Below are 22,595 nucleotides of genomic sequence, written 5' to 3' on the forward strand. Positions count from 1 at the left end.
CAATTTTGTCGCATTTAAACAGATATAAGCTGGGGATAGATAGCGACCTTAACTTCGGCTTTCCACTGTAAGCCAGTCAAAGCCTTCCTGCTGACAGGCAAAAATACAGCTCTCCACTGTTTCGGCAACCTCTGCCAGGGCCTCCTTTGCCAGGGCAAGGCTGTTATTTTTTTCACTGATATGGGCTACAACCAGGTGCTGTAGCTGCTCATAGCCAACACGCTGTAGGAAGCCAGCAGCCTGCTGATTACTCAGGTGGCCATAGGCACCACCAACGCGTCGCTTCAACGAAGGTGGATAAGGTCCTTGAGCGAGCATCAGGGGGTCGTGATTTGCCTCTAGAACCAAGGCATCACAATCACCAAAGTGCGCTTCAACATGAGGGGTGATAGTCCCCAAATCCGTCAACAAGCCCAGACTGCTACCGCGACAGCGAAACACAAACTGCGCCGCCTCACGAGCATCGTGGGGAACCGCGACCGGGGTTACTTCAATATCAGCGACGACAAAGGGCTGGTGCCCCTCAATTAAGTGCAGCTCCGGTAACCTGCCAATATCACGCGCCTTAAAAGTACCGGGCGTCAGGTAGACAGGCAGGCCATATCTGCGCGCAAGTGGACCTACACCAGAGAGGTGATCACTGTGTTCGTGGGTAACCACAATCGCAGAGATATCAGCGGGAGACATACCGAGCCGCGCCATACGGCGTTCGGTTTCCTTGATGGTAAAACCGCAGTCAACCAAAAGAAAGTGGTCGCCACTGGCGACCACTGTTCCATTGCCTTTACTGCCGCTTCCCAAAGAGGCGAAGCGCAGGCCCATTAAATAAGGTTCTGCTGGATAGATTGAAGCAGCTGGGAAGCTTCATTCTTTGAAAGCGGCTGTCCGCGAGTATCGCGCACGCGCACTTCAATCTCATCGTCATTGCCACGAATAACAATCAGATAACCGGGATAAGCCTCGCTTGTAGCGGTTCCTACTCCCAGGCCTTTGATTTCCTTGAAGAGAGCAGGTTCAGCACCCTCAGTCATATCAATTCCAGCCAAGATCTGCTGTAGGCTTACCTGATCAGCGCTCTCTGCCAGCTCGTCTTCATCACTCTTGCTACCCCAGGAGAACCAGCCTCCGTCGCCATCTTCCTCATCAGAAGCAAGTGCACGATCTTCATCGTAGGTGACGTAAAAAAGTCCAATATCGGAATCTTCACGGTGTAGACGATAAGCACCAGAATTCACAGCATGAGCGACAGTAGCCCAGGCCCGATCCATTTCGAGCCCCATTGCAATATAGGGCTCATGACCAGCAGGCTCCCTCAACTGGACCTTAAGTGAGCTGCTACCAATTGCCTGGGCAACCAAAGACGCTGTAGCAGCAGCTGTTTCTGACGCCAGTGCCGTGGACATTTCATCAATCATCCACCCTTCTCGCTCAGGGCTCGAAGAGCGGTCTGGCCAATTAACGCTACCGCCAACCGGGGCTGCAGAAGGCACAGACAAGTGACGCACATGAATCTCTGTCGTATCGGGTTGCACACCAGTTTCTACCTGCAAGCGATACTTATCTTTAGTGTCAGGACTCTCTTTAAAGGCCATCCAGGCAGTTTCCATCACACCCGCATTGGCATCTGACATTTCTATATTCAAGCCTGAGCTGCGAAGGAATTGGTGCAACTGGGGCCACACCTCTTCAGGAGGCTGGGATACCAGCACCCAGCGATTTCCGCCGAGCTTTTGAATCTTTACTCTCTCCAGACCCGCATTCACTGAAAGCGCTTGAGGACGCGGAACTTCAAACTCCCCCTGGGCCAGCTGCTCTCCTGCAATCTGGGGGATCTCATAGAGTTCCTCCTGGTGCTTGGTATTAACACCTTCAGGTATCCGCAGAGGCGTCAGGCTATCGGCATGCTGGTAATCATTACTGCGATCGCGGAAATAGCCATCGTTGCCGAACACACCGCACCCTGCCAGCGTAATACTGGAGATAAAGAGCCCGGCTCCAACGGTCAATTTTTTCATTAAAGCTATCCTGGTTAATTCTCAGTTCGCGGGTTTAGAGTACACCGGCACTGCGCAGAGCTTCGCGCACTGTTCCGTGGTGCTCAGGGGATAAACTTGTCAGAGGCAGGCGTATTCCACCGTCGACACGACCCATCTCCCGGAGAGCCCATTTCACCGGTATCGGGTTGGACTCCAAAAACAGCACTTTGTGCAATATTTGTATTCGCTGGTCAATTGTCCGTGCAGTCACCGCATCGCCAGCTAGCGCAGCTTCACACATTTGGGCCACTGCTGCGGGGGCCACATTAGCGGTTACACTAATATTTCCATGACCACCCAGTAACATTAGTTCAACCGCGGTACTATCGTCGCCAGAGTAAACGGCAAACCCTTCGGGCAGAGTATCTATTAAAACCTTAGCCCGCTCCAGATCACCGGTGGCTTCCTTGATGCCTACGATATTGCCGACCAACGCCAGGCGCTGTACCGTCTCCGGCAACATGTCAACTGCTGTGCGACCGGGAACATTGTAGAGAATTTGGGGAATGGAGACAGCTTTGGCCACCGCACGATAGTGCTGGTAGAGGCCTTCTTGGGTGGGCTTATTGTAATAAGGTGTAACCAGCAGGCAGGCATCTGCACCACATCGGGCGGCATTCTCTGTGAGGTCAATCGCTTCAGAAGTAGAGTTTGCGCCAGTTCCAGCAATCACTGGCACTCGACCTGCCACTTGGTCCACAACACGTCGAATAACCTCAATGTGCTCATTGAAGTCCAAGGTTGCAGATTCACCGGTAGTTCCCACAGCAACCAGTGCTCGGGTCCCCTGCTCGATATGCCACTCAACGAGGTTGTGCAGGCTGTCCCAATCCGGGCTTCCGTCTGCGTACATTGGGGTGGCCAGGGCCACCATACTACCGGTTAACATCCTCACTCCTTATTTTTTGCACTCCACCCGGAATACCACCGCCAGAGTCAGTTCAGTATGTTACTTAGGCCAGGGTATCTGCGCCAGTGCGACTAGCTCGCCACTCTTTTGCGTTTCTTTTTCTTTTTGCGTACCCCGTGATACACGTTTTCTGCCCCTTCAGGACGGGTCTTAAAACGGCGATGCACCCACATGTATTGTTCTGGGGCCTCGCGAATACGCGCTTCGATAAACTGGTTCACCAAAATGGCATCTTGCAGCTCATCTCCCGAAGGGATCTGATCAATAGGATCGTAAATCTTCAAACGGTAACCTGAGCCATCATCCAGTCGTGTCACCACATAGGGCACCACTTTGGCCTTGCCGACCCTGGCGAACCGTGAGGTTCCCGTAACAGTCGCCGCCGGAACATCGAAGAAAGGAGCAAAGATCCCCTGCTTAATCCCATAATCCTGATCCGGAGCATACCAGACCGCACGCCCGCGCTGCAGGGCTCGCAATACCCCGCGCACATCTTTACGCTGATAAACACTACCATTCTCAGTATGGCGCTCTCGCCCTTTGCGCTGCATGTAGTCATAAACCGGATTTTTGTGCGGCCGATACATGCCATCGAGAGTAATGCTCATCCCCATCATGGCGGCGCCGATTTCCAGGGTAGTGAAATGCATAGCCATCAGGAGAACGCCCTGGCCTTGGGCCTGGATGGCCTGCAGGGCTTCCAGCCCTTCAAAGGTAAAGCGTTTCTGTAACCACGCTGCAGAGCGAAACCAGGCCATGCCGGTTTCCATCAAGGCGATACCACTGGACTCAAAATTACGCCTAAGAAGTTCAGCTCGCTCATCTTCCCCCAGCTCGGGGAAGCACAGCGCGAGATTGCGTTCAGCAATCGTGCGCCGGCTGGCAGCTACTCTTAGCATTAGGCGGCCAAACGCACGGCCCATGGCCAACTGCCAGCGATAGGGCAGTTGCGCGATCAAAAACCATAGTGCAAAAAGCAGCCAGGTCAGCCAGTAGCGAGGATGCAGCAGCGCCGCGCGAAATCGGGGTTTTTCCATCAGATCTATATCAGGGTGTGGCGCCGAGGCGCAACCTAAGTCGGTTGAAAACGACGTAGTATACCCTATGCGAGGAGAGCAGGGACTGCGTAACAGCCACAGGAGGTCAGTGCCTTAACAGGGTGTCCAACTCATCCACGGCGACACACCAATCCGAATCATCCAAGATAGCATTCTCCAGGAACTCTCGTTGCCCATCACTCCAGAAGGAGGCGGAGGAAAGCTTCTCATGGCGGTGCAAATAGTGCGTGACCAGAAATTCATGGATCTGTGCATCTTCAGACGCCAGCCCCAACTGGGAAAACAGGTCCTTCAGTGTGTGATGTCCAGTAGTTTCCATAACGATTACCGCTATCTATTCTGGCAGCCATATTTTCATGGCGACTACCCCAATTATAGTTGGGCAGCCCCTGATTCATCCCGCATTATTCCTGCGGGGCTTTCAGAGGCATCACAGGCTTTCATCAATAGAATTCAGACTCTGCCCTTTTAGGGCGCCGGGTTGGGATTCCCCTGGTGTATAGCTTCGATAGCCGCTAATTGCTCACCATCCAGGGTAATTTCAACGCTGGAAATATTGGAACGCAATTGCTCGATAGTTGTGGCGCCAATGATATTTGAAGTGACAAATGGCTGCTGATTCACGAATGCCAGTGCCATCTGCGCAGGGTCCAGACCAAACTCCCGGGCCAAATCCACATAGGCCTGGGTCGCAGCCAGGGTTCGCTCTCCAGCGTAGCGCTGAAAGCGATCATAGCGGGTAAGTCGCGCACCCTCAGGCTTCCTTCCCCCCAGATACTTACCCGAAAGAACCCCAAATGCGAGGGGGGAGTACGCCAATAGGCCACATCTCTCGCGAATAGCAATTTCAGCGCAGCCAACTTCAAAAGCCCTGTTTAAAAGACTGTAGGGGTTTTGAATCGATACAATCCTTGGCTTCCCGTAGGCAATCGACTGCTGCAGGTACTCAAACATACCCCAGGGGGTCTCATTGGAAACACCGATATGACGAACCTTGCCCTGCTCAACCAACTCCTCGAGTGCGCCCAATGTTTCAGCTATAGACACACCATCGTCGCTGCCGTGGGTATAGTCCAGGCGCCCGAAGAAATTAGTTTGCCTTTCAGGCCAGTGGACCTGATAGAGGTCGATATAGTCAGTGCGCAAGCGTTTTAAGGAATCGTCACAGGCCTGCAAAATCTGCTCTCGACTCAGGCGGGGACCCGAGCGAATATGGCCAACACCTGAATTGGCGGCACTGCGGCCCGCCACTTTAGTTGCGACAACAACCTGGTGCCTGCCTCCTCGCGCAGCCAGCCAGTTGCCGATATATTCCTCGGTTCGGCCCTGTGTTTCTGGCCGTGGCGGTACGGGATACATTTCCGCACAATCAATAAAGTTAACCCCCTGAGATATTGCATAGTCGAGCTGCTCAGCGGATTCAGCTTCATTATTTTGTTCACCATAAGTCATGGTGCCCAGGCAGATCTGGCTGACCTTAAGGTTGGTGGTGCCGAGTTGGCGATACTCCATTGAAGAGCCCCCATAAACCGAAAAACCGGATTATGCAGCTTTGCTAGGAAGAGTTGTAGGAGTGCGTTACGGAAGGAGAAACGGGACTCCCAAATGGAGTCCCGCATAAAATCAATCGAATTTGGTATCTACCATGGGTGAGGTATCTGCATCGTAATCAATACCATCAACACCAAATCCAAACAGCTTGAGGAAGTCCGCCTGATAGCCCTTGAAGTCAGTCAAGTCAAACAGGTTCTCAGCAGTTACCTCTGGCCAGAGCTTTTCGATCTTCGCCTGAGTCTCAGGGCGCAGCTCTTTCTCGTCCATACGTAAACGGTTCACATCATCGAGACGTGGAGTATCGGTATAGAGCCCCTCAGTGTAGAGGCGGTATAGCTGTTCGATACAGCCCTCATGAGTCCCCTCTTCTTTCATGATTTTGTACGCAAGAGAGATATAGAGTGGCATCACCGGAATAGCAGAGCTGGATTGGGTAACCAGCGCCTTCAAAACGGCAACGTTAGCCGCAGCCTTACCGTTATCGGTGATCGCTTTTGCCGCGCGATCAAGATCTTCTTTAGCTTTACCGATAGTCGCGTGACCATAAATCGGCCAGGTCAACTTTTCACCGATATAGGTATAAGCCACAGTTTTGCAGTTATCAGCCAATACCCCGGCATCACCGAGGGCCTGCATCCACAGTTCCCAGTCTTCACCACCCATAACCTTGACGGTATTTGCGATCTCTTCGTCGCTCGCCGGCTCCAAAGTAATATCGGAGATCTCCAGCTTGTCAGTGTTCAGATTCTTGGCAGTGTAAGATTTGTTAATGGGCTTGAGGACAGAGCTATACAGCTCACCGCTTTTCGGATCTGTGCGACGCGGGGATGCCAAGCTGTAAACCACGAGATCAACCTGACCGAGGTCTTCTTTGATCATCTCTACAGTCTGGGCTTTCACCTCATCAGAAAAAGCATCGCCATTGATACTCTTTGCGTAAAGCCCCGCTTTGTGGGCCTCCTGCTCAAAAGCTGCGGAATTGTAATAACCCGCAGAAGCCGTGCGCTTTTCAGTAGGCGGCTTCTCGAAGAACACGCCAAGGGTGCTTGCGCCGCAACCAAAAGCAGCTGTAATTCGTGATGCCAGGCCATAGCCTGTGGAGGCACCTATCACCAGCACCTTTTTGGGCCCATTTTCGACCGCTGCCTGGGACTGAATATACTCAATCTGCTCGCGTACGTTAGCAGCGCAGCCCTGCGGGTGGGCATTGGTACAAATAAAACCGCGTACTTTCGGCTGGATGATCATCCTTACAGTCTCTCCCTTCGTCTTTTGGGAATCGTTGTTACCTGATTACAGATACGCTGGTGGCGCTCCGGAGAACTATCAACCCAAGGTCGTGAGTGCGACGCCTGGGTCAGGTTCGTGGGCCATTCTAATCTCTGTCGCCGAGGAGTCCCATAGCGGTATTTCCCACAATCGATAGATGACGTCCAAAATATCTACTATCCCGGCCAAAGCGCCACATCCTGTTCAAAACCCAAACAGGAAATCGATATTTCCTGACTTTCCTGCACATAAACGGGGCTACAGTGATTAATGTCGCGCCAAGCCGGTGCCACAAAAGGGCTAATTGACATATTTCCACAGGAAAATTCATCAACTGCGCTTTTTCTGGCTTGGCACGCTGTATGCAGTCTCACCAGTGAAGGAAGCTTTTCGCTGTCATACAGCAAGCCAGGGATGGCTCGAGCGTTGTTCAACCTGTAGTAAGTTAGGAAGGTCAGAGTGAAATACTATTCGCGACACTGTGTGAAACCCGGAGACCTCAATCCCGCCCAGCGCCTGTTTGGCGGACAGCTACTGTCCTGGATTGATGAGGAAGCGGCAATCTTTGCCGGCTGCCAGATGGGTACTCCAATGCTGGTCACCAAACTGATGTCGGAAATTGACTTCGTCAGCTCCGCTTGCTGCGGTGATGTGGTGGAGTTTGGATTCGAAGTGGTTGGTATCGGCCAAACCTCTCTCACAGTCCATTGTGAGGTTCGCAACAAACAGTCACAGCAGCTGATTGTGCAAGTAGACCAAATTGTTTTTGTCGCGCTGGACGCACATGGCAAGCCCACCCCTCACGCAAAGGCCGGCATGTCCCTGGAACAGGCCCGAATTGTTACTCAACAAGAGCGGGAGGTTCGCGAACGCAGAATTGCCAGCTGACTCTACCCCGGAGCAATAACGCTCTAGAGCAGTGAACCGGTGGCGGTATACTGACGCTTTGCACTAACCGCCATCGACTATGTTTGAACTGCGATTTCACACCCCCAAACCCTGGGCTCAAGTGGTGCTCGCCGACTTTGATCGATTCCTGCAAGACCATGCTGCCGCAGAGAAAAAGGCCTCCGGCATGGCGGTATCCATGTTCTCTCACTATCCCGACAAGCCCGTTTTAGTGGAAGCCATGATCAACCTGGCACTGGAAGAAATGAACCACTTCCGCCAGGTTATCAAGATTATGCATGATCGAGGGATCTACCAGGCACCGGATGTGAAAGACCCGTATATCAACACCCTGCGCCAACTGATTCGCCGGGGGCCCGATGAATACTTGATGGACCGCCTGCTCACCGCAGCGATTATCGAAGCGCGGGGGTGTGAGCGCTTTGGACTGGTGGCTGAAGCTCTGCCAGCTGGCCCCCTGAAGACCTTCTACCAGGTCATCACCGATAGTGAAGCTCGCCACCACGAACTATTTGTCGAACTCGCGCTGGAGTACTTTCCCCGCGAAAAAGTGGAAGCGAGGCTATCTGAATTACTCGACGAGGAAGCCGCGATTACCGCCGCACTCCCACACCGCGCGGCATTGCATTAGCGGACCGTAATTCAACGCAATTCCTATTCCCCTCCAATGGTGTATCCTGGCGCCAATCTCTAGCCCGACGTAGAGGCGCCAAACATATGCAGACTTTCCTTCGCCAACACTGGTTCCATCTGTTCTTATTGACCACATTTGCCATTACCTGGGCCTGGTCTGCCTGGAACCCCCTGCACCCCGATGACTGGTTGCTGGAGAATTATCTGGTATTTGCCGCTCTACCGATCATTTTGATCAGTGCACGGAGTTTTCCCTTATCGAATATCTCCTATACATTGATCACCATCTTCATGTGCCTTCATGTGATCGGCTCTCACTACACCTATGCCGAAACTCCTTTTGGCTACACCTTACAGGAATGGCTGGGCTCCGATCGCAATATGTACGACCGCCTGGTGCATTTCAGCTTTGGCCTTCTCCTGGCCTATCCGGTGCGAGAGGTTCTTGTGCGCCTGGCTCAGCTGCGTGGATTCTGGGCCTATTTCTTCCCGGTAGACGTGACTTTTGCGCTCTCATCAATCTACGAAATCATTGAGTGGCAAGCGGCAAAAGCTGTCTCTCCAGAATTGGGCGCAGCCTTCCTCGGCTCTCAAGGAGATATTTGGGATGCGCAGAAAGACATGCTGCTAGCGGGGCTCGGCTCTATCACCACCATGCTGGTGGTACTCGCCCTGAACCTTTGGTTGAACTCCAACGCCTGGAGTGAGATTCGCAACAGCCTTAAGGCTCCCCCGGGTGACAGCGCCCTGGGAGAAACTCGATTGCGCCACTGGTGGAGTAATCGACGCGGCTAGAGTCCAGCCCTATTTGGACAGTGCATGATTTAGCGGTAAACGGGTTGTCTGCTTCATCGTCTCCATTACAAAACTGGAGCTGACATCAAACAGGTCGGCCTTGATCAGTTCCTTATAGAGACGATCGTAGTCAGGCATATCGGTGACTACTGCTTTGATCAGATAGTCCAGGTCTCCACTCATGCGATGGACCTCAAGAATTTCAGCCAAACCTTGTACCAATTCGCCAAAACGGGCGGCCCACTGATCGTTGTGCTGATTGGTGCGAATTGAGATATAGACCGTCAGCGGCAAGTTCAGTTTTTGCTGATCGAGGAGGGTAACCCTGTCGCAAATCACCCCCTCATTCTCAAGACGGTGAATGCGGCGCCAACATGCCGACTTGGACATCCCAACCCGCTCGGCAATGTCCCCCACTGACAGGGTCGCATCAGCCTGCAACAGCTCGAGTATTGCCCTATCCAATTTGCTTAATCCTTCAGTCATCACTCAGTCCCCGCCTCGCCCAATCACACAAAATGACGCTTTATGGCACAGTTTTACGGTTTAAATCTTATTATCGGCACAATCATTCATAAATCACACAATAAAAGATACAAGTAGAGACATTGTTTCAAGCATTCGGGACTAAAGTGAGCCCCGCAAAACAGGGGAAAGGAAATCATGACAGACCTGATAAAGCACATCCGCGACTCAGAAATCGGCGATATGCAAGCAATCGTAACGCCGTTTGGAAAACGTCCTCTGGTGTACGCCGACTACACAGCTTCCGGTCGTGCGCTGACATTTATCGAAGAGACTATCCGCCAGCAGGTGCTGCCCTTCTATGCCAATACCCACAGCGAGAGTTCCTATACCGGTGCCCATACCACCGCGCTACGGGAGCAGGCCCGTGAAGAAATTCGTCAGGCAGTCAACGCCAGCGATAACCATAAAGTGATTTTTTGTGGTTCTGGTGCAACAGCCGCGATCAACAAATTGATCGATATTCTCAACTTGCGCCTGCCCGCAGACCTGGATAGGCAACACCAGCTCTTAAGTAGAATTCCCGAACATGATCGCCCGGTTATTTTTATCGGCCCATACGAGCACCACTCCAATGAACTCCCCTGGCGAGAGAGCATTGCCGATTTGATCGCTATTCCACTGGATCAAAGAGGCAAACTTGACCTTGAAGTACTGGAATCAGAACTGCGTGCCCATGCCCATAGACCATTTAAAATCGGCAGTTTTTCTGCGGCCTCTAACGTAACCGGAATCAAAACAGATGTAGAGGCAGTGACTGCACTCCTTAAAAAACACGGAGCTTTATCATTTTGGGACTACGCCGCCGCAGCACCCTATGTGCAAATTAATATACAAGGGCCAGCAACGCCGGATAGCCACTACCAAAAGGATGCCGTGTTTATCTCCCCGCACAAATTCATCGGAGGACCTGGCACCCCAGGTATTCTGGTTGTACACGAAGATCTGCTGAAAAATTCGGTACCTGCCACACCGGGAGGCGGTACCGTCCTTTATGTCACGCCGGAAGATCACCGCTATCTGGAAGACGCCGAGCGCAGTGAAGAGGGCGGCACCCCAGCCATTATCGAGTCGATCAGGGCCGGAATGGTTTTCAGACTTCAACAGACGGTGGGCACAAAAGAGATTGGTCGACGCGAAACCCAATTTTTACAGCGGGCACTGCAACGCTGGTCGGAGGAGGAGGCCATTGAGATACTCGGCAATACTGACTCTGCGCGACTATCCATCATCTCCTTGCGAATTAAATGGAACAATAAGGACCTTCACTACGGTTTTGTAGTGGCATTGCTCAATGACCTATTTGGTATTCAGGTTCGCGGAGGCTGCTCCTGTGCCGGTCCCTATGGGCACGCTTTATTGGGTATCGATATGGCCCACAGTAAATCCCTGGAAGAACAAATCCTGCAAGGTCACAAGGTACTGAGACCCGGTTGGATAAGACTCAATTTTAACTATTTTATCAGCGAGGAGGTCTTCGAATACTTATTGGAGGCAATGGCCCTGGTCGCCAACTACGGCTGGAGATTGTTGCCGTTTTACCGTTTTGACCCACTCACCGGCGTATGGCGATATCAGGATAAAAAAATGAAGACATCGCTTGATATTTCTCAGCTGACATTTACCGAGAAAGACACGCAACAAGAGCAGGAGAACCGTTGCAACTTAGATCTTAAGAGCTATTTAATGATGGGAGAAAAAGAGCTTCGCAAAGTTGGTCGCGAAGCCCATTTCTACGATTTAAGACTACCTGATGAGGCAGAACCCCTACGCTGGTTTGCCAGCCCCCGGGAAGCGGCACTGGCACTTTAAGTGGGAAGCGAAGGGGCTTCTACCGCAACAGCAACAGAGGCTGGCGGGCTTTCAACAACATTTTTACGGTGATGCTTCCCATCAGAAGGTCGTGCAGGCGGTTGTGACTGAAAGCTCCCATCACGGTTAGGTCAATCTGGTGCTCGGTTTGGTAAGCCACCAAAGCTTCAACGGTATTGCCGGTGAGATTACTGGTAGTACAAGTGAGTCCTGCAGAATCCAGTTTGGCCGAGGCTTCAGCCAACAAACTCTCCGCAGTTTCAGCGGGCCCTACATAGACAAGGTGACAGGAGAGTTCGCGAAATAATGGGCTCTCTGCAACCATCGCCAATGCCTTGCACGAGGCCTCACTGCCATCGTAGGCAAGCATCACCCTGCTGGGCTCTGTGAAGTCCCGATTGACCACCAGAATCGGCTTGTGCAGTGAGCGCACTACTGTCTCCAGGTGAGCGCCAAGTCCACGCTCAGAATCCCCGTGCTCTTCACCGCGAATTCCCAACACCAGCGCGCGAATGGAGTCTTCCATTTCCACCACTGATTCTGTCAGGCTGTCGTGACGCTGGCAGGCTTTGATATTTTGCACACCGGCGTCTTCGGCACGGCTGCGGGCGGCCTGTAGCATCAGTTTGCCCTGCTGCACCATTAACTGCGCCCGCTGCTGCTCCAGCGCAGTTAACTCTTCCAGTAACTCCTCCTGACTTCCCAGGCCAATGCTGCCGGTAAAATCGGTTACCGCAGGGACACTGCTTCTTTCGATGTTGTGCAACAGCTTTAACGGTGCTTGCAGGCTCCTGGCCAGCCAGGCCGAGTAATCACACACCGCTCCAGTGTAATGAGAGCCATCGATACAGGAGAGTATCAATGGCGCCTTGCCGCCATTACCTGTGTTCTCATTGTTATTTTCGCTGTTGCTTACGGCCATCAATGTCCTCCAAGAACCCGCTCAATTTCCTCGGGCTTATCGTGTACGCCAAAACGGTCGACGATCGTTTCACTGGCTTCATTCAATCCTACCAGCTCGACTTGTGCTCCCTCACGGCGGAACTTAAGCACCACCTTGTCTAGCGCATTAACCCCGGAAACATCCCAGAAGTGCGCGCGGTTGAGGTCGATCACCACCGTATCCACCACCTCTTTGAAATCAAACGAAGCGGTAAACTTATCGGCTGAATTGAAAAATACCTGCCCAATGACCTTGTAAGTGCGGCGACTCTGCTTTTCATCCAGGGAGCTGCTCACATACATAAAGTGACTGACTTTGTTGGCAAAGAACAGCGATGCCAACAGCACACCGACAAATACACCATAGGCCAGGTTGTGAGTCCACACTACCACAACCACAGTGGCCAGCATGACCAAATTTGTAGAGAGTGGGTAGTGCTTCAAATTGCGGATGGAGCCCCAGTCAAAGGTGCCGATAGAGACCATAATCATGACTGCCACCAGCGCCGCCATGGGGATCACAGCAACCCAGTCACTGATAAACACTACCAGTGTCAGCAGACCGATACCGGCCACCAGAGTGGAAAGACGGCCGCGGCCACCGGATTTCACATTAATAACAGACTGGCCGATCATGGCACAGCCAGCCATACCACCCAGGGTACCCGCAGCAATATTGGCAATACCCTGACCTTTACACTCACGGTTCTTGTCACTGGTAGTATCCGTCAGGTCGTCGACAATCGTCGCCGTCATCAGGGATTCCAACAAGCCCACTACGGCCAGACCTGCGGAGTAGGGAAAGATAATCTGTAAGGTTTCAAAGTTAAGCGGAACTTCTGGCCAGAGGAACACAGGCAGAGTATCCGGCAGCTCACCCATATCGCCGACAGTGCGAATATCCAATCCCATCGTCACTGCCACTGCGGTGAGGAGCAGAATACACACCAGCGGTGATGGCACAGCCTTGCCAATCACGGGGATATAAGGGAACAGGTAAATAATCCCCAGACCCGCCGCAGTCATTGCATAGACTTCCCAGGTGCCGCCGATCAATTCCGGCATTTGCGCCAGGAATATCAATATTGCCAGGGCATTGACGAACCCTGTCACCACAGCCCGGGAGACAAAACTCATTAAGCTCCCCAGCTTCAGGTAACCCGCAATAATCTGCAGTACCCCCGTCAATAAGGTTGCCGCAAGCAGATATTGCAACCCGTGTTCTTTCACCAGGGTCACCATCAGCAGAGCCATGGCCCCGGTGGCAGCGGAGATCATTCCCGGGCGACCGCCGACAAATGCAATCACAACAGCGATACAGAAAGAGGCGTAGAGGCCGACTCTGGGGTCAACGCCCGCGATAATCGAGAAAGCGATGGCTTCGGGTATCAAAGCCAGGGCCACTACCAGGCCGGCGAGAACATCCCGACGTATGTTGCCGAACCAGTCGGCTTTGGTCGATGAGAGCAGCGAAGGAAACATAGGAGACAGCTAATTAAATTGAGATTGATCAAAAAAAGGCCGCGCACTCTACCATAAACGGCAGCAACCCCGCATGGCGTAGCCTCCCTCTCACCACTTTTCCTCTGACAAATATCAGAACTGTCCACTGCCGTCCGACCGTGGACAAGGCGGACACCGGACACTTTTTGCGGACACCATCAAGAAAACCAAAAACTACAAAGTTTCAAAAAATTCCTTTTATTTCAACAAGTTAAATAAAGATTAACTGTTGGCATGCTTATTGCGATACCCCTCCTAACAAGCAGATTCTTAACTCTGAATCCAAATTTCCAAAAGCCTGCATCCAAATAGCAATGACAGGCAAACAGTAAGAGAAACGGAAAGCCGCAATGATTAGAGATACTTCCAGGCAAGATACCAAGATAGAAGCCGTGCCGGTTTGGAAGAACAAAAAGGTCGTCAAAGCCTCGGTATTTGCCAGTTTGACAGTGGCATTCCTGATCTGGGGTATCAATTCCTGGCACAGCAATAGCTCTGTCGACAGCACCCTCTCACTGTCTCAAGTCAATATCGCCCAGGTCCAGCGAGGAGACCTGGTGCGGGACCTGGTGGTTCAGGGCCAGGTGGTCGCTGCAAACAGCCCCACGCTTTTCAGCCCTGCCCAGGGCATTGTGAAGTTTGCGGTGAAAGCTGGGGATACCGTTGACGAAGGGCAATTGCTGGCCACCGTCGACAGCCCGGAACTATCCAATCAACTGGCCCAGGAAAACGCCCAACTCAACCAGTTGACGGTGAACCTGCAGCGCCAAAAAATCCAGGCCAAACGCCAGCATATGGAAAACCAGCAAAAGGCCGACCTGGCCAAAGTCAACCTCACCGCTGCCAAGCGAGAGTTGAGACGTGCAGAGCTGTCTATGGAAAAGCAAATTATCTCGCGGCTGGATTTTGAAAAAACCAAAGACGATATGGCCCGAGCCCAGCTGGAGTACGAACAAGCCGTACAAAGTGCGGGACTGGAAAAAGAATCACTGACCTTTGAAACCCAGAACCTGGAACTCCAGGTCTCACAACAACGCCTTCAGGTAGAAGAAACTGAGCGCCGTGTACGCGAGCTGAACATTATCTCACCGGTCAACGGCACCGTCGGTAGCTTAGCTGTGGCGCAGCGCAGCGCCGTAGGCGCTAATGCGCCACTTATTACAGTTGTCGATCTCACCAGCTTTGAACTCGAGGCCAAGGTGCCGGAAAACTATGCCGACGACCTGGGCATCAGCATGGCCGTGGCAATCAATCTCGGTGGAAAAGAATTATCCGGGGAAATTACCGCAATCTCCCCCGAAGTCATCAACGGTCAGGTGGTTGCACGGGTTCGTTTCACTGAGGGCCAGCCGAAAAAGCTTCGACAAAATCTCCGCCTCACCGCCCGCATACTGCTGGAAAACCGCAATAACGTACTGTTGGTCAAACGCGGTGGCTTCCTCGATCATAGCGGTGGCAACCATGCCTTTCGTTTGAACAGCGAACAACAGGCGGAGCGAGTTTCCATCCAGATAGGCGCCTTTGGCTTAAAACAGGTAGAGATTATCTCGGGCCTACAAGAGGGAGACAGAATCATTATCTCCTCTTCCGAGGAACTCGAAAATGCCCAGCTAATTGCGCTGACAGATTAACCCCGAATTCAAATTGGAGCTCGATATAGCTCCTTAGTAAATCAATCAATAATTTAAAGTTTAAGAAAAAGGGAATATCGCAATGTTGAAAATGAACAATATCCGTAAAAGTTTCCGTACCGATACTATCGAAACTCATGCGCTGCGCGATTTCAGTCTCGAGGTTAAAGAGGGTGAGTTTGTTTCTGTAACCGGCCCCAGTGGCTCCGGTAAAACCACCTTTCTCAACATCGCCGGCCTACTGGAAACGCCCACCAGTGGAGAGTACCTGCTCGACGGTGAGAATGTCAGTAATATCAATGACCGCCAGCGCTCACATCTGCGCAACGAAAAAATAGGCTTTATTTTCCAGGGGTTTAACCTGATTCCCGACCTAACCTTATTCGACAATATCGACGTTCCCCTGCGCTATCGTGGTTTCAATGCAAAAGAACGTCGCAAGCGTATTGAAAAAGTGCTCGAGCAGGTAGGCCTTTCTGCACGCGCTAAACACCTGCCGGCACAGCTCTCCGGTGGACAGCAGCAACGTATCGCTATCGCCCGCGCTTTAGCTGGCGAACCCCGTTTTCTGCTTGCGGATGAGCCCACCGGTAACCTCGACTCCTTAATGGCCCGCCAGGTAATGGAGCTACTGGAGTTTATTAACGAGTGGGGAACCACCATCGTAATGGTTACCCACGATCCAGAACTTGCACGCCGTGCCCACCGCAACATCCAGATCGTAGATGGACAGGTTTGCGATTTACGTGCGGTCCCCGAGCATCCTGCTGCCGTTACTGCTTAAGGAGACTGCACCATGTTTGGATACTATATTTCCCTGGCCCTACGAAGTTTGCGCGGAACCCCGATTTTAAGCAGCTTAATGGTTGCCGCTATTGCAGTCGGTGTCGGCGCCTCTATGACGGTGCTGACCCTGAACTACACCATGTCCCAGAATGCTTTAAAGCACAAAGACGACGTTCTCTTTGCTGTACAGCTAGACAGTTGGGATGTTAATAAAGCTTACAAAAGTAAAAATGAAATACCCTGGCAGCTGACCTATCGGGACGCCGAAGCGTTATTGCGCTCAGATATTCCCACCCGTCAAGTTGCCATGCATCGCTACGGTTTTACCGTTGAGATTGAAAACTCTGCTATTAGACCTTTTGAATCACATACCCGGGTAACTACCCGGGACTTTTTCGCTTTGTTCGATGTGCCCTTTATTTATGGCGGCACCTGGGAGGAGTCTGCTGATAGCTCTCCTACTCAAGTAGTTGTGCTTTCCAAGCCGACAAATGACAAGCTTTTCTCTGGTCAAAATAGCGTTGGAAAGACAATAAAACTCAACGACGAACCCTATACGGTAGTGGGTGTTATCGACACTTGGGAGCCCTCACCAAAGGTATATGATGTCAACAACAGCCCGTTTGATACAGTAGAAGAGTTATTCATACCCTTTGGCTTACACCGCAAGTTGGAAATTCACAGCTGGGGCAACACCAATGGCTGGGACAATGCCGATCCGCAGGGATATGAAGAGTTTCTACAGAGTGAATATCTCTGGGTTCAATACTGGGTTGAACTTACAACTAGCGAGCAAAAAGCGCAGTACGAAAATTTTCTTCGCGCTTATATACAGCAAGAGAAAGCTCAAGGGCGTTTCGAGCGACCACTAAAATTTGCCTTGAGTAAACCATCTGAATGGTTGGTTCTCAATGAGGTACTCAGTGATGACAACCGTATTCTTGGGTGGGTTTCTCTGGCGTTTCTCCTGGTATGTATTATCAATGCCGTCGCATTGTTGTTGGCGAAATTTCTACGCAAGGCACCAGAAGCAGGTGTACGTCGCGCTCTTGGAGCAAGTAGAAGTGCGATTTTCACCCAGCACTTGATTGAAAGCGCAACCATAGGAATTATCGGAGGAGTAGCGGGCATCTTTCTCGCCATACTCGGCCTTAGCGGCATTCGCTACCTGGCCATGGGCCAAATCGACACACTCCCAACTATGGATTGGGTCATGATGGTTGCGGCTATTGGCCTGGCTATTGTCGCAAGCCTATTGGCAGGTTTCTATCCAGCATTGAAGATCAGTCAAACCAACCCTTCTATCTACCTGAAAACCCAGTAAGGCCTGACCATGCTTGAATTAAAACCGATGCTGTCCGCCCTCTGGCGCAACAAAGTTTCTGCACTGCTGATTGCCCTTCAGCTTGGCTTAACCCTGGCAATTATCAGCAACACAGCAATAATAATCCAAGATAGAGTAGAAAAGATAAACCGGCCCACAGGAATCGATGTCGACAACATTATTACTATTGGGTTCATGGCAATACCAAAAGACTACGACACAATTGGGGCGGTAAGAGCCGATTTGGGGATTCTCCGCCAACTTCCAAATGTTGTCGATGCTTCGATCACTCAACAAATCCCTCTATCGCAATCAGGATCGTCTTCGGTATATCACAATAAAGCCAATCAGGAGATCGGCGGTGAGGGAGCCAACTACTATCAGGTTGATCCACACTTTATTAACACCCTAAATTTAGAGTTAGTCGCAGGTCGCAACTTTACCGAGGCAGATATGCAGGCCAGCAACTCTCACGAGGCTACAAAAAAACCTGTTGTCATTATCACCCAGCAACTTGCTGACAAGTTCTACCCCAATCAGGATCCTATAGGGCGGCCAATTTTCTCCGGTGGTAGCTCTGAACCGATGGAAATAGTCGGAGTTGTAGAACGGCACTTGGGAGCCTGGGTTGGATGGTCCAAAGCTGGCAATGTGATGTTTTACCCAGAAATAAAAAATAGGCGTTATGCAAAATATATAGTACGTACAGAGCCGGGCAAACGCGATGAGGTAATGAAGGTGTTAGCTGACAAGCTGTCTGAACGGGACCCTCAGCGAGTAATCTCTGTTGAACCACTCTCTAAGTATGTCAAGCGCAGCTATGCTATCGACAATATGATGGTTAAAGTACTTTCTATTGTTGCAGTCATGTTGAGCTTTATTGTAGCTCTTGGCATTGTAGGTCTAACCATTTTCTGGATTAATCAAAGGGCCAAGCAAATTGGTGTTAGACGTGCATTAGGGGCCACCCGTACTAATATCAGCCGATATTTCCTTATTGAGAATGGAATGATAGCGAGTCTGGGTATCGCAGTTGGCAGTGCAGCGGCACTGATTGCCAATCAATATATGGTTCGCGATTACTCACAGCCTACTTTAACAATTGTACCTCTAGTTATTTGTGCGCTACTGGTTCTCTTAGTCAGCCTTGTAGCTGCACTTGCTCCAGCACTACGAGCAGCCAATATATCGCCGGCGACAGCCACCCGAAGTATTTAAACAACAACCTTTAGGGGGTGAGCTAATTGCTCACTCCCAAGATAAGGTAAAAGTTTTCCTCATTCATTTTCATGGTTTATCTGCCACATTCGGTCGACATACCCCCCAGTAAAAAAACAATAGGGACATTGATCTTGTTTAAAAAAATATCTTCTTTATTTTTTGTGGGGCTAACCTTCATCAGCCCAAACTTACAAGCTGAAAAACATCCGGTTATTGCTGGCCCACTAGTAACTGAAGAACTAGTACAACAAATTACTAGAGCCGACCAACGCTTATTTGATGCATTATTCAATAATTGTGATCTAAGAGAAGCACAAAACCTGGTGACCGATGACTTTGAAATGTACCATGACAAGTGGGGTCAAACAGCAAAGTCTGGAGAAGAGTTTGTCAAGGCCATTACCAATATGTGTAAACAGCGTGAAAATGGAAGTGGTATTCGTGCACGTCGTGAATTGGTAATCGAGAGCACTAAAATCTACCCAGTCAACCATTATGGCGCTATACAATCTGGCACCCATCGATTTTACGGCATCAATGACGACAAATCTGAAGTCTTACGGGAAATTTCTCAGTTCACTCACCTCTGGAAACAGGTAGATGGAGAGTGGCAGCTAGCGAGGGTGCTCAGCTTCGACCACAAACCTGCCGAGCAACATATCGGCCACTAGCTCTTCCAGATCTATTTGTGGCAGAGAAAACCTGCCACAAGCATTCCCCCTCGCCATCAACACATTGCATAATAGGCGTCTTAATAGCGTGTCTTAGAAACTATGGACAAAGTACTTATTATTGATGACAACAGCAGTATCGTTTCCGCCCTGGAGATCCTGTTGTCCCTGCATGACTTGCAGCCACTTTGTGCGATTACCCCTCAAGCCGGACTACAACTGCTACGAGAGAACAGCGATGTCAGCCTGGTTATCCAGGATATGAATTTCACCGCTGATACAACCTCTGGACAAGAGGGAAAAGAACTCTTCTTTGCGATTCGGGAAATAAGTCCGGACTTACCAATTATCCTTCTGACCGCTTGGACCCAACTGGAAATGGCTGTCGAGCTAGTTAGAGCTGGTGCAGCTGATTACCTGGGTAAGCCCTGGGATGACAATAAACTAATATCCACAATTAACAATTTATTGGAACTGGGAGAACTACAAAAGCGCCAGCAGGCATCCCAGCAACAAGCTTTGAATGCTCGCAGCCAATTACGGGAGGACTTTTTACTACAAGGCATAATTTACCGCAGCGATAAAATGCAAAAGCTGTTGGAGATGGCCACTCAAGTAGCGAAATCTGAAGTTCCCATCCTGATCACAGGGCCAAATGGGGCCGGCAAAGAGAAGATTGCTGAGATTGTCCAGGCAAACTCTTCATCTAGAGAAGGGCCTTTTATTAAAGTTAATGTGGGCGCACTGCCAGAAGATCTGATGGAAGCAGAGCTGTTCGGAGCCGAACCTGGAGCCTATACCGGCGCCGGCAATCGGGCACGGGAGGGCAGGTTTGAAGCCGCCAATGGCGGCACCCTATTTCTCGATGAAATTGGCGAGCTGTCACCCAGTGGCCAGGTGAAACTACTGCGCGTACTACAAACCGGGGAATTCCAGCGTTTAGGCAGCAGCCAAACCCGCAAAACCAAAGTTCGGGTAATCAGTGCTACCAATAGAGATCTCCACAAGGCTATCGAGGAAGGCAAGTTTCGCCAGGATTTATTTTATCGACTCAATGTTATAGAGCTGCGCCTTCCGCCACTGCATGAGCGCCCTGAGGACATCGCCCCCCTCGCAATGAGCTTCCTCGCAGAAAGTAGCAACTCCAAAAAACTATCTCCTCAAGCATTAAATGCCCTTACTCGCTATCATTGGCCCGGCAATGTACGGGAGCTGCAAAATGTTATGCAGCGAGCGGCCGTCCTAAGTCAGGAGGATACTATCGATGAAGCCGTCCTGGCACTTCCTGAGCAAATGACAACCGATAAAGTGGAAGTGAGTTTTGAGCCCAGCCGCGAGTTGCTACAAGAGACACTATCCAACTGCAATGGCATTATTGCCCAGGCTGCGCGAGAACTCGGCATGAGCCGCCAAGCACTATACCGCCGCCTGGAAAAACACGGTATACCCTATTGATGTCGAAATATTTTTCACTTGAAGGCCGCCTTATTGCAACAGCGGCCATTCCCTTAGTCGCCGGTATTACCATATCCTGGCTCGGTACTCGGGCTGGTTTTAGCCCATCACTCGCCTGGTCAGCGGGACTTATCATTTCATTGCCGTTATTAATTGTACTGGTTCGCCTTATAATTGCCCCCCTAACTAGCACCCTGAAATCATTACAAAACGGCCTGCTAAATTTCCGTGACGGCGATTTCTCAATCTCCCTAGTACATCCCAAGGATAGTGAACTCCGACAAATAACAATTCTCTATAACGAGATAGGGGAACACTTACGCAAGGAACGTGCCCATATTTATCAACGGGAACTCCTTTTGGATACGGTTATCCAAACATCACCCCAAGCTCTTCTACTGGTGGATCAAAACGATCGTATTATTTATTCAAACAGTAGTGCCAAGCAACTTCTTAACAATGGAAGGCCAATACAAGGACTACTATTACAGAAGCTTTTATCCAAGAGTCCCAAAGAAATTGCCAGCGCCATTAACAGTTGGAAGAATGGACTGTTTAATTATGCCGACATCAATGGTCCCCACTCCATGCATATCGGAAACAGTACTTTTGTTTTAAACACACAAAAACACCGACTAATCGTTTTACGCGAAATGACCCGTGAGCTAACTCGTGCAGAAGTAGAAGTTTGGAAAAAAGTTATCCGTTTGATCAGCCATGAGCTGAATAACTCTCTAGCCCCAATTTCATCACTCGCGCATTCTGGAAAAATGCTGGTAACAAAACCTGGAAAAGAACAGGCCTTGGAGAAGGTTTTCGATATTATTGCAGACCGCTGTAAACACCTGACAGAGTTCACTCAGGGATACGCCTCTTTTGCCAAACTTCCCGCTCCAAGCTGTGAGACTATTAGCTGGCAGGAGCTAGTCAATCGCATAATGCCAATTCAAGCTTTTTCCCTTAAGGGAAGCCTGCCAGATGAACCCGGCTACTTTGACCCCATCCAAATAGAGCAAGCCCTACTAAATCTAATTAAGAATTCACGAGAAGCTGGTAGCGATAGCAAAGATATTGAACTTGAAGTTAGCACCGACAGTTTTGGACAGAAGCTAGTACTTTCCGACCGAGGCTGCGGGATGAGTGAGAAAGTACTTGAGCAGGCACTACTCCCCTTCTTCTCAACAAAAGAGCAAGGCGTAGGCTTGGGATTAGCTCTATGTAGAGAAATCATTGATGCGCATGATGGACATATTCAGCTTTTAAACCGCCCTAATGGAGGCTTACAGATTTGCCTTTGGATGCCCTGGAAAACCAAAACACATAAGTGAGCAACACCTTACATTATCAACCCCCTGTTATTGATAAGCTAATGAGTTTTTACTTTTAAAAAACACTATAAAATCACGTAAAAGTAATACTAAGGTGTAAAATTACTCCGCCCCCCACAAAAATATTGCGGCCAACTCCTACAAAAACGTCATTCCTTTGTAGCTGACAATAAAAAAACCAAGCTACCAAAGTTCGAAATCTGGCTACTATAAAAAATTCTATTTGGGTCAGG

The 22,595-nt window shown here is 50.6% G+C and carries 21 protein-coding genes; 11 read left to right on the forward strand and 10 right to left on the reverse strand.

The features are described 5' to 3' along the window. Window positions 1-48: 48 nt before the first annotated feature. The 7 genes from ACJJIR_RS17845 to fabV form a co-directional block, all read right to left on the reverse strand. Complete coding sequence (locus tag ACJJIR_RS17845; protein ID WP_444906358.1) at window positions 49-822, reverse strand: MBL fold metallo-hydrolase; 774 nt, start codon at window positions 820-822, stop codon at window positions 49-51. Further along, window positions 822-2,015, reverse strand: coding sequence for an NlpB/DapX family lipoprotein (locus tag ACJJIR_RS17850; RefSeq protein WP_444906359.1), 1,194 nt, complete (start codon window positions 2,013-2,015; stop codon window positions 822-824). The genes ACJJIR_RS17845 and ACJJIR_RS17850 overlap by 1 nt, the downstream gene beginning before the upstream one ends. A gap of 34 nt (window positions 2,016-2,049) precedes the next feature. Continuing rightward, window positions 2,050-2,925: a 4-hydroxy-tetrahydrodipicolinate synthase gene (gene dapA / locus ACJJIR_RS17855; protein ID WP_282934185.1), complete on the reverse strand. Its 876-nt coding sequence runs from the start codon at window positions 2,923-2,925 to the stop codon at window positions 2,050-2,052. 92 nt (window positions 2,926-3,017) lie between these two features. After that, a complete protein-coding gene (gene lpxL, locus ACJJIR_RS17860) occupies window positions 3,018-3,983 on the reverse strand; it encodes an LpxL/LpxP family Kdo(2)-lipid IV(A) lauroyl/palmitoleoyl acyltransferase (protein WP_444906360.1) in 966 nt (321 codons plus the stop codon). A gap of 106 nt (window positions 3,984-4,089) precedes the next feature. After that, the gene (locus tag ACJJIR_RS17865) at window positions 4,090-4,323 is read right to left on the reverse strand and encodes a DUF2789 family protein (RefSeq protein ID WP_413664456.1); all 234 of its coding nucleotides are present in this window, start codon (window positions 4,321-4,323) and stop codon (window positions 4,090-4,092) included. Window positions 4,324-4,472: 149 nt separating this feature from the next. After that, complete coding sequence (locus ACJJIR_RS17870; RefSeq protein WP_444906361.1) at window positions 4,473-5,516, reverse strand: NADP(H)-dependent aldo-keto reductase; 1,044 nt, start codon at window positions 5,514-5,516, stop codon at window positions 4,473-4,475. A 111-nt stretch (window positions 5,517-5,627) separates the two neighbouring features. Continuing rightward, entirely contained in the window at window positions 5,628-6,806 is a 1,179-nt protein-coding gene (gene fabV / locus ACJJIR_RS17875) for an enoyl-ACP reductase FabV (protein ID WP_444906362.1), read from the reverse strand. Between the two features lie 480 nt (window positions 6,807-7,286). Here fabV and ACJJIR_RS17880 point away from each other — a divergent pair, with 480 nt between their 5' ends. The 3 genes from ACJJIR_RS17880 (at window position 7,287) to ACJJIR_RS17890 (ending at window position 9,164) form a co-directional block, all read left to right on the forward strand. Next, entirely contained in the window at window positions 7,287-7,715 is a 429-nt protein-coding gene (locus tag ACJJIR_RS17880; RefSeq protein WP_444906363.1) for an acyl-CoA thioesterase, read from the forward strand. A 79-nt stretch (window positions 7,716-7,794) separates the two neighbouring features. Next, window positions 7,795-8,367 carry a tRNA-(ms[2]io[6]A)-hydroxylase gene (locus ACJJIR_RS17885; RefSeq protein ID WP_444906364.1) on the forward strand — a complete coding sequence of 191 codons (573 nt, stop codon included), beginning with the start codon at window positions 7,795-7,797 and terminating at the stop codon, window positions 8,365-8,367. Window positions 8,368-8,453: 86 nt separating this feature from the next. After that, window positions 8,454-9,164, forward strand: a complete 711-nt coding sequence (locus tag ACJJIR_RS17890; protein WP_444906365.1) for a DUF2238 domain-containing protein — start codon at window positions 8,454-8,456, stop codon at window positions 9,162-9,164. A 9-nt stretch (window positions 9,165-9,173) separates the two neighbouring features. On the opposite strand, the gene ACJJIR_RS17895 is transcribed toward ACJJIR_RS17890, so the two are convergent. Beyond that, a complete protein-coding gene (locus ACJJIR_RS17895; protein ID WP_444906366.1) occupies window positions 9,174-9,650 on the reverse strand; it encodes an Lrp/AsnC family transcriptional regulator in 477 nt (158 codons plus the stop codon). 177 nt (window positions 9,651-9,827) lie between these two features. Here ACJJIR_RS17895 and ACJJIR_RS17900 point away from each other — a divergent pair, with 177 nt between their 5' ends. Next, window positions 9,828-11,501 carry an aminotransferase class V-fold PLP-dependent enzyme gene (locus ACJJIR_RS17900; RefSeq protein WP_444906367.1) on the forward strand — a complete coding sequence of 558 codons (1,674 nt, stop codon included), beginning with the start codon at window positions 9,828-9,830 and terminating at the stop codon, window positions 11,499-11,501. A 19-nt stretch (window positions 11,502-11,520) separates the two neighbouring features. On the opposite strand, the gene ACJJIR_RS17905 is transcribed toward ACJJIR_RS17900, so the two are convergent. Together ACJJIR_RS17905 and ACJJIR_RS17910 are read right to left on the reverse strand one after the other, a co-directional pair. Beyond that, the gene (locus tag ACJJIR_RS17905) at window positions 11,521-12,423 is read right to left on the reverse strand and encodes a universal stress protein (protein ID WP_444906368.1); all 903 of its coding nucleotides are present in this window, start codon (window positions 12,421-12,423) and stop codon (window positions 11,521-11,523) included. Then, window positions 12,423-13,925: a SulP family inorganic anion transporter gene (locus ACJJIR_RS17910; RefSeq protein ID WP_413664447.1), complete on the reverse strand. Its 1,503-nt coding sequence runs from the start codon at window positions 13,923-13,925 to the stop codon at window positions 12,423-12,425. Before ACJJIR_RS17910 ends, ACJJIR_RS17905 begins: the two co-directional genes overlap by 1 nt. 371 nt (window positions 13,926-14,296) lie before the next feature. On the opposite strand from ACJJIR_RS17910, the gene ACJJIR_RS17915 reads away from it, so the two are divergent. The 7 genes from ACJJIR_RS17915 (at window position 14,297) to ACJJIR_RS17945 (ending at window position 22,362) form a co-directional block, all read left to right on the forward strand. Beyond that, window positions 14,297-15,577 carry an efflux RND transporter periplasmic adaptor subunit gene (locus tag ACJJIR_RS17915; RefSeq protein ID WP_444906369.1) on the forward strand — a complete coding sequence of 427 codons (1,281 nt, stop codon included), beginning with the start codon at window positions 14,297-14,299 and terminating at the stop codon, window positions 15,575-15,577. Window positions 15,578-15,659: 82 nt separating this feature from the next. Beyond that, entirely contained in the window at window positions 15,660-16,361 is a 702-nt protein-coding gene (locus ACJJIR_RS17920) for an ABC transporter ATP-binding protein (protein ID WP_444906370.1), read from the forward strand. Between the two features lie 12 nt (window positions 16,362-16,373). Continuing rightward, window positions 16,374-17,687, forward strand: coding sequence for an ABC transporter permease (locus tag ACJJIR_RS17925; protein ID WP_444895139.1), 1,314 nt, complete (start codon window positions 16,374-16,376; stop codon window positions 17,685-17,687). A 9-nt stretch (window positions 17,688-17,696) separates the two neighbouring features. Continuing rightward, complete coding sequence (locus ACJJIR_RS17930; RefSeq protein ID WP_444906371.1) at window positions 17,697-18,905, forward strand: ABC transporter permease; 1,209 nt, start codon at window positions 17,697-17,699, stop codon at window positions 18,903-18,905. A 134-nt stretch (window positions 18,906-19,039) separates the two neighbouring features. After that, window positions 19,040-19,579, forward strand: coding sequence for a nuclear transport factor 2 family protein (locus ACJJIR_RS17935; protein ID WP_444906372.1), 540 nt, complete (start codon window positions 19,040-19,042; stop codon window positions 19,577-19,579). Window positions 19,580-19,681: 102 nt separating this feature from the next. Further along, complete coding sequence (locus ACJJIR_RS17940; RefSeq protein ID WP_444906373.1) at window positions 19,682-21,034, forward strand: sigma-54-dependent transcriptional regulator; 1,353 nt, start codon at window positions 19,682-19,684, stop codon at window positions 21,032-21,034. Beyond that, the gene (locus tag ACJJIR_RS17945) at window positions 21,034-22,362 is read left to right on the forward strand and encodes a sensor histidine kinase (RefSeq protein ID WP_444906374.1); all 1,329 of its coding nucleotides are present in this window, start codon (window positions 21,034-21,036) and stop codon (window positions 22,360-22,362) included. The genes ACJJIR_RS17940 and ACJJIR_RS17945 overlap by 1 nt, the downstream gene beginning before the upstream one ends. Window positions 22,363-22,595: the final 233 nt, after the last annotated feature.

Source organism: Microbulbifer maximicatervae (SeqCode), from assembly GCF_052467385.1.